This window comes from Candidatus Nomurabacteria bacterium (assembly GCA_023898645.1).
GTDB lineage: Bacteria > Patescibacteriota > Saccharimonadia > Saccharimonadales > Saccharimonadaceae > UBA2112.
Genome location: CP060232.1, coordinates 499,095 through 511,562, shown reverse-complemented (window position 1 = coordinate 511,562; position 12,468 = coordinate 499,095). Strand labels below are relative to the sequence as shown.

The window sequence follows — 12,468 nt, the reverse complement described above, 5'->3', positions numbered from 1 at the left end:
GATTGTCCCGCATTGACGTCAAAGAAAGGTTATAATTGGTTTCGTGAATCAAAATTCTCAGATAAGCCAGCTAGGGCGATTGCTTGCTGATTCGCTAAAACGAATTGACACATACGAAGCTGACATACTTGCCCGGCGTGAAAAAGATACTATCCATATCCCGACGGTTGGCAACACCATTTCTACAGCCTACGAGCAATTGCGCAATGCCTCGGAATATTCCGAAGGCGATCTACTCCAGCAGCGCGCGATTCGTCGTTATCTGCGACGAGTATTGTCTTTTCATGCCAAAGCTTCAACAAAAAACCTAGCCGATGAACTTGTTGCGGAGCTTACGCAAGCTGAATATTTAGCCAATGACCACACCACCAAAGCCGATGTTAAAATCATTGACCGTGACATAAAACGTTATTACAACGCCTACTGGAACTACGTTGGTTCCGATAACGACATTGATGATCGTGCCGCATTTCAAAAATGGATACTCGATGTTCTTGCTGTCCGCTCCGAACAAACTCTGCAAAGTCATATCCGGCAACTTATGTTTGCTCATTTTGCCTATAGCTATCTGCATGAAAAAATTAACACCAAAAAAATAATTAAAGATTATGAAGTATTCAATCAAGAAGATTTCTCAATAATTCTCTATATCGCTATACATAGATCGTTACTTAAATCCGACAATGCAACCATCCGAACAGCTCTTATCGACAGTTACCGACAAGATATAGATGACATCAAAGCATTTGAACAATTCAACCGTAGGGTCGACGTCCTATTCGACGCAAAGACGACTGTCAATATGACACGTATCGTCAGCAAGAATGGCGCTTCGCTCAGGTTCATCTACAGTGGCTTCTACGGCAAAGAAGCACCTTTGACAGCACAGTCGCTTAAATCGCCTGAAGCACTCGAACAGAACCTTCACCGTCACATAGAAGCGGAATATACAGCGCTCGACAAACGTCTAGATGTAGGAATCATACGCAGCGTCATATTCCTTCTCATCACCAAAGGCCTTGTCGGTTTTGCAGTTGAAGTACCTTACGACATATTTATAAGCGGGCATATATTGTGGACGCCGTTTGCGGTAAATCTATTTTTCCCAGCTCTGTTCATCGCGTTTAGTCGCGTAACTCTTTCAAAGCCAGTAGATCGCAACACCTCGGCAGTTATAAAACAAGTGTCCCACATGATATTTGACGGCGACACTAAGGCCTACCCGCTACGAATCCCTAAGAAGACCTCGTCAATTATCTTCAATAGTATGTACGCCACGATTTTCTTTATCGCTTTTGCCGCTCTTACTTACGGACTTTACTTGATTGAATTTAACATAGTCCAAGGCTTTATATTCTTTACCTTCTTGTCAACGGCCAGCTTCCTGTCTTTCCGTTTGAGTCGTCAGATTCACGAACTAGAAGTAGTCAACACACCGCAAGGCTCCCTTTCTCTATTGCGCGACATTATCTATATGCCGTTCATCGCTGTAGGCCAGCAAATATCTTACCGCTATAGTCAGGTCAACATCGTCGCTACCGTGCTAGATATCTTGATCGAACTGCCCCTCAAAACTATCCTGCGACTCGTGCGTCAGTGGACGCAATTCCTCAACCAGAAAAAAGACGAGCTAATCTAGTACGATCCATTCCTCGACCGCAGGATATTCGCCCGTGACCGAAGCAGCTGCAAGAAGCAGGTCGGTATTCACCAGTTTCTTTACCTGGGTATAAAACTTTGCAGCATAGTTCATCTGATTTTGTTTCTTCTTTGTTATAGCAGCGAACCCTCCGCCTTGATCTTGATGCTTGCGATATTTCACTTCCGTAAAGTATACCGTCTCATCCTTCAGCGAAACAATGTCGATTTCACAGTACTTCGTCTTCCAATTTCGCTCAATTATTTCATGGCCCTGCCGCTGCAAATAATTCGCCACTTCATCTTCGGCAGCATCTCCTACGGTCTTTGTCGTCGATGCAGGCTGGCGGGACTGTTTGTGTGTCGAATCATCTGCAGCCCGAACCTGACCAGGTTCTTTTCTGTATTTCGCCAACGGAGCAAACGACAGCCGATGAAGCGGCGTGACACCATTCTTTTCTATAGCAGCGCGATGAGCAGCCGTACCATAACCAACGTGCGATGAAAATTTATAGCCTTCATACATCGAGTCTTGTTCTGCCATATAATTGTCGCGTGCGACCTTGGCTATAATTGATGCTGCACTGACACTTGGTACCAACAGATCGGCTTTTGGCAACGTTGTCACATATTCACCTTTTGTTGTATTGGCCAGCAAATTAATCGTACCGTCGATGATGATTTCGTGATACGGCGTCTTCACCTGCTCGACTGCCCGCCTCGTCGCAAGCCGTAGCGCTTCTCCAAGCCCTATTTCGTCAATCTCGTCTGCATGAACCCAGCCTAGGCCATAACCTGCAGACTGTTGTCGTATAAGCTCATCTAGCTCTTCTCTTCGCTTCTTTGTCAATTTCTTACTGTCTGTAAGACCTTCGATAGTAGAACCCCCTAGTACGACCGCTCCTACGACTAGTGGCCCAGCCCACGGCCCCCTTCCGACTTCATCAATACCAAGAATCATAGAACTATTGTACGTCATTGACTTTTCATTAATTATATCGTACAGTTACCATTAAACGTACGTCCGTGCGTCGAACCTACTATGATTGGAAAAGCATGGCATGGTGGATCATCCTACCGGCTATCATCATCGTCGGCCTCATCTATGCCTACTCGCTCATAGCTCCGCTTCGAGTGACTAAAGGCAACCCAACCGGTATTCTAGATGAGCCGTCGGACACGCCGAATAACGACGAAACGTACTAGAATTCACACAAAATTCGTGTACTTTAGTCTCCTCGTACGCGATGGGTTAATGTACATGAAAGATGGTATGCGCTACATTCTCCAAAAACTCCGCCTCAAGTGACAACGATGTCGAAAGGCTTAATATGTACCCTCTATACGCAGCCGTCGCACTTTTCATCTTCTCAAGCTATTTAACAGTTTGCGTGGTGATATCGTACGCACACTACGGTGAAGGCGCTTCGTTCAAAGAGATTTTACTCTGCCCGTTCGTCTTGCCCTACAGGGCCTTCAGTACGGGATGGTCATGGATTACGAGACCGAAGCCGCCAAATCGTACAATCTGACCAATCATATTAAAAACGCTCCGAGATTCGGAGCGTTTTCTCTTTGTAATATACTTATTTCTCTTCGTTTTGTGGAGCTTCAGCTTCAGCTTCCACTACAGCCTCTTCTTCGACGCGTGAGTCAGCAACCTCGTTGACTGCTGCACGATCAAAGTTCACTGCGGTCAAACGTGCACTCTTACCACTACGGTGACGTAGGTATGACAAGAAGTTACGGCGAACCTTTGAACGGCGAACAATCTCGACTTTTTCAACAAGCGGGTTATGAAGCAAGAAGCTCTTTTCAACGCCAACGCCACTCGTTACCTTTCGCACTGTAATGCGGCTTGTATGCTGCTTCTTGTTGTCAGTGCGGATAACAACACCTTCGAAGACCTGAATACGCTCTTTATTGCCTTCACGGATTTTCTGGTGCACGCGAACAGTATCGCCGCTTCGTGCGTCTACGACAGCAGGTTTTTTCTGCTCGTCATTCACTTTTTGGATTAATGCAAAACTCATCTTATCTCTCGCTTTGAAATTTATAAATACAATCAATTACATACTTTAGCATACTTTTTACCGTTTTAAAAGGGTAATACGGACATTTTGCCTATAGATAAGCCCGTCATCGGAACACACAGTTTGCGTGTTCCGATGACGGGCGGTCAAATGCTGGGCTAGGAGTGAAGTTCGAACTTCTGAGCGCGCGATTGCTGGTCGGCGCTTAAGGTCGACCACTCCGACTTAATAAAGCCGACTAGTCGCTCGAACACACACCGCTCCTGACAGTCCGGAGCACGCAGCTCATTCATGCGTCGCTCGTAGAAGCCCCAGTTGTAAGTTCCCGGAAGCTCACCAGACTCGATCATGTCGAGAACGGTGATGATGTCGATGAATGCCCAGTACTGGCGGGTTGCATGATGGATAAGATACTTTCCCACCGCACCCATGAACTTCTTTGCCAGCTCGCCATGCTCGATATCTATTACCATAGTAGTCATCATTGACTCTCTCGTAATTGGTTCAACACCTCCCGATGAGGTATTCGTAGGAAATATTATACCAAATAGCTTAAGTTTTGTCAATTTAATAAGCCCGCCAAAACGGTTGTCGGATTACTCCGGCGGGCTTATGGCGGGCTTCAGGTGATTGCCCCGACTTTCCTCCAGTAATGAACAAAGCTGTGAGGGCCGTCCTTGTCGTGTAGAGTACTAACGAATCGGCCGAATCTCCGCTGACCTATCCTGAACAGCTCGATGCCTGTCAGGATACGTTGGCGATTGTCGGGTGTTGTTTCAAGGTGTTCGTTGATGATACGCATCAACAGCTCCTTCGTGCGACCCGTGTATATTTAATAAAACGGGAATAATTATACTATACAACTTATATTAATTTTGTAAATAGCTATATAGATTTATTGACTTCTTCTAAAGTAGTCTGCCCCCGCAAGGCCGCCAACGTACCCGCTTGAATGAGAGTAATAAGACCAGCGGAACGCTTTGCTTCTTTTTCAATATTCTCAGGATTTGCATCGGCAATGTCGCCGCGCAAGAAGGCTTGGATGTTTTGATTAACAACCATCTGTTCCATAACGACTATACGACCCTTATATCCGAATGGCGCATCTGGGTGTACTACAGGCTTCCAAAGTTTAATGTTGTTAAGGTCGATACCCTCCATCCTATCGGCCGCCACGCCTTCGAGTGTTTTGCGTATCCATCGTTGTGTCGCCTCGTCGGGTACGTACTCTTCTTTGGACGGATCATATAATTTTCGAACCAATCGCTGTGCGATGAGCAATCGTATGGCGCTACTGAATATCGGATTGATGCCAATCATGCCAATCATACGGCTAAATGCAGCAGAAGTAGAATTTGCGTGAAACGAACTAAGCACCAAGTGGCCAGTAATCGAAGCCTGGATGGCTGTTTTTGCAGTATCGACATCACGAATCTCACCAAGCATAACGACATCAGGGTCCATGCGCAGGATTGATCGCAATCCGTCGGCAAACGTTTGACCATGCGTCGTATCGACTGGAATTTGTGTGATTCCGCTGATACCGTACTCAATCGGATCCTCAAGTGTCAGAATCTTGCGCTCGGAATTATTAAGAGCGTTCAAAGTACTATAGAGAGTAGTTGATTTACCACTACCCGTAGGTCCAACCATCAGCATCATACCGCGTGGGTGTCGTGTAATCTCTCGAAGCTCAGCCATTTCGCGTTCTGGTATACCGAGTAGATCAAGGTTTAGCATAGACTCGTCAAAGTTAAATAGACGCAATACGGCGTCTTGGCCATACATACTTGGCACAGTTTCAATACGAATGTTCAATAAGTGGGTCGCGCCGTTTCTGTTAATGTCCTTTTGAATATGACCGGACTGCGATGTATTAGCGGCAGATGAGATATTCGCTCGTGAGCCGATGGCGCCCATCAGTATACGATATTTGTCTTTGTTGATTTCTGCGACCGGATGCAAGGCGCCGTCCACACGCATGCGAATACGTATATAGTTGCGCTGGTTCTCAACGTGAATATCGCTGGCGCCCAAGCGATCGGCCTGATCTATTAGATAGTCTAATATTTGGTCGGACCCAACGGTATTGAGCGTCTTGCTCACCTGCGCAATCGTAGAACTGTCGCCAGTCTTAGCTATGGTAATGTCGTCGTAAATGACCTTTTTAGGAGGATCGTAACGGTTCATCAGGACCGTGTAGCCGCTATTCGTAATCAGAAATATTTGTGCTTCGCGACCCTGGTCGGCGTACTTTTGCTTAATTTTTTGTATGACCGACTCTGGCGTATTGCTCGTCGCGCCAAATCGAAACGGCTCATATTCAGACCCCATCTGAAGTGGTACCATTCGCCACTCGTGCATCTCCTGAATTGTCATCATACCTTCACGAACAAGGTTTAGTTGCTGCTCAAATTCGCGTGAATCAAGGTATGGCAACCCTAGAATCGCTGCACGCTGTGCAGTTGACTTCTCTTCGTGGTCACGTCGAGCTTGCTGAATCTTACTCTCTTCAGCTAGTGCATGGGAATCTTCTTCTACGACATACGGCATAGTACTTATGATAATACCAAAAAGCTTATGTGTTTAACAGTGTTAGACTAGTAGTATGTCTGATATCATCGTTATCGCCCACAATATACGCTCAACTCACAATATTGGTGCAATTTTTCGTACATGCGAAGGCTTTGGTGTTGCAAAAATAATCATTAGTGGCTATTCGCCGTATCCCAATATCCCTAACGATTCAAGATTGCCCCATATTACGACAAAACTAACTAGTCAGATTCACAAAACCGCTCTCGGTGCAGAAGAAATGGTGCCATTTGAATATCAGGATACACCCGACCTCGCAGCACTCAAAGATGCTGGCTATAAAATCGTCGGCCTCGAGCAAGACGAACGATCGATCGTGCTATCAGACTACGTAGTACCCAACAAAGTCGCCCTCCTACTAGGCGAGGAGGTCGAAGGACTCACGCCAGAACTACGCTCAATGTGCGATGATTTGATTGAAATACCAATGAACGGCAAAAAAGAATCGTTTAATGTCAGCGTTGCAACGGGTATCGCGCTCTATGGGCTTAGTTATCCCCGTAGCGTCGGCTAACAATCCATTCACCACCCGCCGACGGGTCCATACGTTTCTTTTTGTACTGCTTTGCCAGTAGCCGAGCTGCTTCGCCAGCTCGTACAGCTACGTCTGCCGACTCTAGACCCTTAGCGATTGATATATTGCCATCGAGTAACCGGCAAGGGAGATTCATCAGGTAAAGCGCTTGCGCATTCCAGGTGTCACTTATGAGCTTGTCGACACTTTCGAGCACACCGTACCTCTCGGCGTTTGATCGTATTGTTTGAATTTGCTCTGCTTGCAATTCTCCAATACTTTTCGGTTGGTCACCGACATGACGGGCGACAAAATCAAGGAACCAATACACATCTTCTTCGCTAGTTCGACCTCGACTTTTTCCTCCATGCCCTTCATAACCCGTCTCTGCGTATGCCGGCATATAAAGTCTCGAAGATATACTTGCGTACCCTCGAGTATGCGTCGCACAATGAAGGCTCAGTGTTTCTACGACCGTCTCTTCGCCGATACGATAACTTATTCCTATCTCGATTTCTCGCATTTTATCCTTTTGGCCAGGATATCTCTTGTATTCACGAGATGTCCTATTTGGATTAACCCAACGAATCTTATCCTCATCCCAGCCCAAAACGCGCAGACCTATTCCAGTAAGTGTTCCGTTTTCTTTGCGCACGTCAAGCACTGGATAGTAGCTGCCGTCAGACTCAATGGCAAGCTGCTCGTTAAGCGCACTCAGTAGATCACTCAATGGACTCTGGCGCAACTCTTCCAGCAGTTCACTACTATCACCCTCTAGGCAGATATCGACAAAAGTCAACGGCGAGTTCTCTGGCTTACGCTTTAGTAATTCATCCGCAAGAGCAATCGTATCAGACTGCAATTGAGTCATTTCGTAATCGTATTCATCCTGTGCCTGTTCGATTCTTCCATTTGGTCGTTCCATACTGCTGCCTCCTATTTATATGGCTCCCATGCCAATGATTGGATTGCCTCCGCTATATCATCCTGAGCACGCTTGATATCATCAAGCGACACCGCTATCGAGCCATCGCCATCTATCTCAGCACCGTCCCAATAGCAGATCAATTGGCGCGTATCACGTGCAAGTATCGAAATTTGCCACCTGTACCCGCCCTGCTCATTATTATCGACTAGCTGCGCAACGCCCTCATAATCACCATATTGAATTCGCACCTCATAAAAATCTTTGTTTATTTCTCTCTCGTTCTGTCTCTGAATTCTTTCACTCATAACTTCTCCTTCTTTTCACCACAATAGTATCACTAAAATAGCCGCTATTTTACGACGACAGCATCCTCACCAAGCAACTTCCCTAGTTCACCTGTCAGAGTATCTCCGACATCAACTGCAAAAGGCAACTTAATAGCAGACTTGTTTTCGTCGCCCAATACTAAAATGATCGTGTCGACACCTGGATGTCTACTGCACGTTTTTTTTAGTTGTTCCAAGACTGTATGGTCGTCTGGATTTTTTACATTTACATATACTTGCTTAGGGGTCGCTGCAGCAACAGTCGCAGTTCGCACACTGGGCGTAGCATACGACTCTGTCGATGGTAGACTTGTTTGCTTGCGCGAGAATGATCGCTTTGTTGTCGTCACAGACCCTGCTCGTGCCTTCAATGGTCCACCGCCTGTCGATTGATAATCACGAAGCTCCTGGTCGGTTACAATCATGATATTATCCGCAATAACCTTAATGTCGTCCATCAAATTGCCCTCGCGATCGCGTGCACTTATTGTGCCCTCAATACGGACCGCGACATCCTGTTTCAACTGTTCGCCAATCTGTTGGAATAATTTCGGAAATACAATCACCTCTGTCTCGCCCGTCTTGTCCTCGAGTCCAATAAATGCCATTTTCGTCCCACTTTTTGTTATGATTGTACGCATCGTACTAATCAGACCACCGACAATCGCTTTATGTTCATCATTTGCCTTTGTTAGTGTACTAAGCGGCACCGTCTGCTCTGCGAAATACTGCGCATACTCATCCAACGGATGCGCACTAATATACAGCCCCATCAATTCACGCTCCCACATCAGTCGCTCTTTTTCGGTATGCTTCGTAGGCGAAGGCTGAAGACTGATTGATGGCATAACACTTTCCGACGATTCACCAAGTAGCCCAAAGAGGTCTGTCTGTCCACTAGAGGCCTCCTTTTGCAGTTTGCTTGCAAACCCCTGAATCGATTCAAGATTAAATAGTAAATCAGAACGATCTGCGAGCTGATCAAATCCTCCTGTTTTTATGAGTGATTCCCAAGCCTTTTTGTTAAATTTCTGCACATTGACCCGTTTGGCAAAATCCACGACACTCGCAAACTTACCATCACTTCGAGCACGCAAAATTTCTTCAACCGCACCCACGCCCACTCCCTTGACTGCCGCCATACCAAAACGAATCTGGCTCTTGCCCTTTACCACGGCAAACTCCACAAACGACTCATTCACGTCCGGAGGCAGCACTTTGATGCCCATACGCTGAGACTCGGCAATTTCAATCGCCAAGCGATCTATGTCGTCTTCGTCGCTCGTCATAAGCGCGGCCATAAATGCGTCTGGGTAGTGAGCCTTCAAGTACGCTGTCCAGTAACTAATTTGCGCGTAGCAAGTTGCGTGCGCCTTGTTAAACGAATAGTCGGCAAACGGTTGTATCTGTGCCCACAGTTGCTCGGCACTTTCTTTCGTCAGTCCTTGCTTTACGCACCCCTCGATAAACTTTGGCTCTTCAGCCTCCATGATGTCGCGCTTCTTTTTACCAATCGCTTTGCGCACCAGGTCGGCTTCGCCCGGCGTATAGCCAGCAACCATCTGCAGTAGCTTAATTACCTGCTCCTGATACACCATCACGCCGTATGTGTCGCCAAGAATCGGCTCAAGCGATTCGTGTAAATACGTAATAGATGATGGATTGTTCTTACCTTCAATGAACCTCGGTATTTCGGCCATTGGTCCTGGACGATATAGCGCGCCCATGGCGATGATATCTTCAAACAGCGTTGGCTTAAGTTCACGCAAGTAGCGTTTCATCCCGGCAGATTCCAACTGGAACACGCCGGTTGTGTCGGCCCGCTGCAACAATTCAAACGTCTTTTGGTCGTCGATTGGAATCGACGCTAAGTCAATCTCTGTCTCATACACCTTGCGGATAATACGCAGCGTGTTGTTGATAATCGACAAGTTTGAAAGACCAAGAAAGTCCATCTTGAGTAGCCCTAACTCTTCGATTGGTCCCATTGGATACTGGGTAGTCACTACGCCCTTTTGCGCCATTTCAAGGGGCGCGTATTTCACGATGTCGTCTGGTGCAATCACCACACCTGCGGCATGCACACCATGACTACGAATCGTACCCTCTAGGCGAGTAGCAAAATCAATCACTCGCTTAGATACTGGGTTAGATTCGTACTCAGCCTTTAAATCAGGATCATCTTTAATTGACTGACTCAGTGGTATGTGACGGCCCTGCACCGGGGCGGGAATCATCTTACTCAGACGGTCAGCGTCAGCATATGGCACTTCAAGTACACGAGCTACGTCGCGTACAGCAGCGCGAGCCGCCATGGTGCCGAATGTTACGATGTTTGCTACGCGACTATCGCCGTATTTTTCCGCACAATACTGAATCACTTCGTCACGACGCGTGTCTTGGATGTCGATGTCGATGTCGGGCATACTGATACGACTTGGGTTGAGGAATCGTTCAAACATCAAATCATACCGAATTGGGTCGATTTCAGTGATACGTAACGAATATGCAACAATTGAGCCAGCAGCACTACCGCGCCCAGGCCCAAAAATAATACCGCGGTTCTTGCCCCAAATCATAAAGTCTTGCACAATCAAAAAATACCCGTTGTAGCCCATCTGATCCATGATTCCAAGCTCGTAATCAGCCTGCTTCACTACTTTTTCGCTAAGCAACTTTCTTGCTTCGTCTACGGAAAGTTTTTCAGACTTCTCAAGGGTGACGCCGCCGTAGCGCCAAGCCAATCCACGCCACACAAGTTTATGCAGATACGACTTTTCATCTTCACCCTTGGGTACCGGAAACTTTGGTATTAAAATTTTACCTAATTCAATCGTCACGTCACATCTGTCGGCTATCCTCTTCGTGTTGCGAACTGCCTCAGGATTAGTTTCTTTCCAGCGTTTTATGATTTCATCAGGTTCAGTAACGTGTAACTCAAAATCCTTGAGACTCATACGATTGGCATCCGAAAGATATGCGCCCGTACCAACGCAAAGTAATATTTCGTGCGCCTCTTGATAATCGTGACTTAAGTAATGACCATCGCTTGTCACGACACACGGTATATCTAACTCTTTGGCTAACTTTTCCAAATGTGTATTAATGCCGACTTGCACTTCCCATTTCGAAGGATTCTCCAAGTGTCCGTGATCTTGCAGTTCTAAGTAATATCTATCGCCGAATACCGACTTGTACCATTTAGCAATCTTTTTTGCTTCTTCATAGTTGTCTATTCTTAGTTGCTCACCCAACTCGCTGCTGGCGCAACCACTCAGTACTATTAAACCTTCTCCGTATTTTTCTAGTAATTCATGGTCGATACGTGGCTTATAGTAGAAGCCGTCCAAGTTCGCTATAGTACTCAACTGCATTAAGTTTCTGTAGCCCGTATCGTTCATGGCAAGCAAAATCAAGTGATACCTTGCCTTGTCTTTTTGCGGATCTCTGTCTTGATGCGACCTGGCCGCTACATATGCTTCCATGCCTATAATTGGCTTTATGCCAGCAGCCGTTGCCGCCTTGTAAAACTCAATCGTTCCACTCATAGTTCCGTGGTCCGTAATGGCAACAGATTGCATACCTAGCTCTTTGACTCTATTCACTAGATTTGGAACCTTAGTCAAGCCGTCCAACAAAGAGTGATGCGTGTGATTATGCAAATGCACGTAATCAGAGACTTCCAAAGAAGCATCGTTGGTGTTTGTTTTTTTCTCCCCCATAACTGTTTGTATTATAGCACTTATCCCTATTTCTTTTGGGCTAAAAGTGATAGAAAAATATATGATGACTTCGCCTTTTCTCAATCATGCTTCTTATGGTACTATAGGCACAATATGACTAATTTCGAGGGATCAGATTTTGAAAACCTCGACCCGTCAGACTTCGGCGAGCCGACACCTGAAACACGCGCGCGCCTAGAACGTGTCATCGACGCTATGAAACGACTTGCTGTCAGCGCCACCTATGAAGTTGAGGATTTTCTCGAGGAGATTGACATTGAAAATGAATACGGCGTCTCCCCCGATGAACTTTGTCCGGTCGTCCAGTATCGATATGATCAATCTGAAGATCCGCTGTTTGATATTTACGAAGAAACCTATCTTAAATACAACTTGCTCGAAGGTGACCCTGAGAAGTTCAGTAACTGGCAACGAATTGTCGGTCAACGCGCCTTCAACGCAATCTACTTTCAAAATGACGAAATAGACATAAACTACCGACGATCATTCCAGCGCGAAGAACTATACATCACAACACCTCCGAGCGATTCTATCGATGAGCTGTCAGAAGAATACGTGCCAACGATTGTGGAAAGATTAAAAAATTACATGCAAGCACTGAAAAACGGATCCACCAATCCAACAGAGGGCGGGATGAAAAAACTTGCGGAGCTGCTTGAACAAGAAGTCGCAAAACGAATAACTGAATAGA

General features: G+C 46.2%; 12 protein-coding genes. 4 read left to right on the top strand and 8 right to left on the bottom strand.

All coding sequences use genetic code 11. The features are described 5' to 3' along the window. The first annotated feature begins 43 nt into the window (after positions 1-43). Positions 44-1,639: a hypothetical protein gene (locus H6797_02525; protein ID USN97044.1), complete on the top strand. Its 1,596-nt coding sequence runs from the start codon at positions 44-46 to the stop codon at positions 1,637-1,639. Here the strand turns inward: H6797_02525 and H6797_02520 are convergent. Then, positions 1,631-2,617: a ribonuclease HII gene (locus H6797_02520; GenBank protein ID USN97043.1), complete on the bottom strand. Its 987-nt coding sequence runs from the start codon at positions 2,615-2,617 to the stop codon at positions 1,631-1,633. The genes H6797_02525 and H6797_02520 overlap by 9 nt on opposite strands. Before the next feature lie 77 nt (positions 2,618-2,694). Here H6797_02520 and H6797_02515 point away from each other — a divergent pair, with 77 nt between their 5' ends. Then, complete coding sequence (locus H6797_02515) at positions 2,695-2,844, top strand: hypothetical protein (GenBank protein ID USN97042.1); 150 nt, start codon at positions 2,695-2,697, stop codon at positions 2,842-2,844. 380 nt (positions 2,845-3,224) lie between these two features. On the opposite strand, the gene rplS is transcribed toward H6797_02515, so the two are convergent. The 4 genes from rplS to tadA all read right to left on the bottom strand — a co-directional run bounded on the left by rplS (position 3,225) and on the right by tadA (position 6,224). Next, on the bottom strand, positions 3,225-3,671 hold the full coding sequence (gene rplS / locus H6797_02510; GenBank protein ID USN97041.1) for a 50S ribosomal protein L19: 447 nt from the start codon (positions 3,669-3,671) through the stop codon (positions 3,225-3,227). Between the two features lie 158 nt (positions 3,672-3,829). Beyond that, on the bottom strand, positions 3,830-4,153 hold the full coding sequence (locus H6797_02505; protein ID USN97040.1) for a hypothetical protein: 324 nt from the start codon (positions 4,151-4,153) through the stop codon (positions 3,830-3,832). Between the two features lie 140 nt (positions 4,154-4,293). Beyond that, positions 4,294-4,473 (bottom strand): hypothetical protein, encoded by a 180-nt coding sequence (locus tag H6797_02500; protein ID USN97039.1) that lies wholly within the window; start codon positions 4,471-4,473, stop codon positions 4,294-4,296. A gap of 83 nt (positions 4,474-4,556) precedes the next feature. Beyond that, a complete protein-coding gene (gene tadA / locus H6797_02495) occupies positions 4,557-6,224 on the bottom strand; it encodes a Flp pilus assembly complex ATPase component TadA (protein ID USN97038.1) in 1,668 nt (555 codons plus the stop codon). Between the two features lie 55 nt (positions 6,225-6,279). On the opposite strand from tadA, the gene H6797_02490 reads away from it, so the two are divergent. Further along, a complete protein-coding gene (locus H6797_02490; GenBank protein USN97037.1) occupies positions 6,280-6,780 on the top strand; it encodes a TrmH family RNA methyltransferase in 501 nt (166 codons plus the stop codon). On the opposite strand, the gene H6797_02485 is transcribed toward H6797_02490, so the two are convergent. Genes H6797_02485 through H6797_02475 form a run of 3 tightly spaced genes read right to left on the bottom strand, consistent with a single transcriptional unit; the run spans position 6,755 to position 11,756 of the window. After that, positions 6,755-7,705: a hypothetical protein gene (locus tag H6797_02485; protein USN97036.1), complete on the bottom strand. Its 951-nt coding sequence runs from the start codon at positions 7,703-7,705 to the stop codon at positions 6,755-6,757. The genes H6797_02490 and H6797_02485 overlap by 26 nt on opposite strands. Before the next feature lie 11 nt (positions 7,706-7,716). Further along, positions 7,717-8,013 (bottom strand): hypothetical protein, encoded by a 297-nt coding sequence (locus H6797_02480; protein USN97035.1) that lies wholly within the window; start codon positions 8,011-8,013, stop codon positions 7,717-7,719. 44 nt (positions 8,014-8,057) lie between these two features. Then, complete coding sequence (locus H6797_02475; GenBank protein ID USN97034.1) at positions 8,058-11,756, bottom strand: DNA polymerase III subunit alpha; 3,699 nt, start codon at positions 11,754-11,756, stop codon at positions 8,058-8,060. Positions 11,757-11,870: 114 nt separating this feature from the next. On the opposite strand from H6797_02475, the gene H6797_02470 reads away from it, so the two are divergent. After that, complete coding sequence (locus H6797_02470) at positions 11,871-12,467, top strand: hypothetical protein (GenBank protein USN97033.1); 597 nt, start codon at positions 11,871-11,873, stop codon at positions 12,465-12,467. Position 12,468 lies beyond the last annotated feature (1 nt).

Coding starts and splice junctions, on each gene's coding strand:
- H6797_02485 (USN97036.1), bottom strand. CDS start 7,705: ATGGAACGACCAAATGGAAGAATCGAACAGGCACAGGATGAATACGAT.
- H6797_02515 (USN97042.1), top strand. CDS start 2,695: ATGGCATGGTGGATCATCCTACCGGCTATCATCATCGTCGGCCTCATC.
- rplS (USN97041.1), bottom strand. CDS start 3,671: ATGAGTTTTGCATTAATCCAAAAAGTGAATGACGAGCAGAAAAAACCT.
- H6797_02505 (USN97040.1), bottom strand. CDS start 4,153: ATGACTACTATGGTAATAGATATCGAGCATGGCGAGCTGGCAAAGAAG.
- H6797_02500 (USN97039.1), bottom strand. CDS start 4,473: ATGCGTATCATCAACGAACACCTTGAAACAACACCCGACAATCGCCAA.
- tadA (USN97038.1), bottom strand. CDS start 6,224: ATGCCGTATGTCGTAGAAGAAGATTCCCATGCACTAGCTGAAGAGAGT.
- H6797_02475 (USN97034.1), bottom strand. CDS start 11,756: ATGGGGGAGAAAAAAACAAACACCAACGATGCTTCTTTGGAAGTCTCT.
- H6797_02470 (USN97033.1), top strand. CDS start 11,871: ATGACTAATTTCGAGGGATCAGATTTTGAAAACCTCGACCCGTCAGAC.
- H6797_02490 (USN97037.1), top strand. CDS start 6,280: ATGTCTGATATCATCGTTATCGCCCACAATATACGCTCAACTCACAAT.
- H6797_02480 (USN97035.1), bottom strand. CDS start 8,013: ATGAGTGAAAGAATTCAGAGACAGAACGAGAGAGAAATAAACAAAGAT.
- H6797_02520 (USN97043.1), bottom strand. CDS start 2,617: ATGACGTACAATAGTTCTATGATTCTTGGTATTGATGAAGTCGGAAGG.